This window comes from Streptomyces sp. WM6386 (assembly GCF_000972385.1).
Classification (GTDB): Bacteria; Actinomycetota; Actinomycetes; order Streptomycetales; family Streptomycetaceae; genus Streptomyces.
Genome location: NZ_JXTE01000700.1, coordinates 1 through 341, shown reverse-complemented (window position 1 = coordinate 341; position 341 = coordinate 1). Strand labels below are relative to the sequence as shown.

The window sequence follows — 341 nt, the reverse complement described above, 5'->3', positions numbered from 1 at the left end:
TGCCGAGGGTCTCCCCGCGGCGGATCGTCAGCGACACGTCGTCCCCGGCGACGAACGCCCGCTTGCCGCGGCCGAACTCTCGGCGGAGGCCTTGCGGTTCGAGGACGACGTCGGTGGGCTGCCCAGGCGTCTTCGCAGCGGCCTTCGGCGGGGTCGGGGAGGCCAGCCCCGGCGGTTTTCGGTCCACTTCGGAGTGTGGCGTGGAGGCTGTCGGCGAGAATCAGCCCGAGGCGCGCGGGGGCGCCCGGGATCTCCCGTATGGGGAGCCGCCGTTGGTCCGGCGGCTCGCAGCGGGACGAACGTATGCGGACATGACGGTGGCGCGACGGACGGTTGTCCAT

General features: G+C 72.7%; 1 pseudogene. It reads right to left on the bottom strand.

The annotated features are described in order from the left end of the window. Window positions 1-187, bottom strand: a pseudogene (locus TN53_RS48995) (hypothetical protein); the annotation flags it as partial. Between the last annotated feature and the right edge of the window lie 154 nt (window positions 188-341).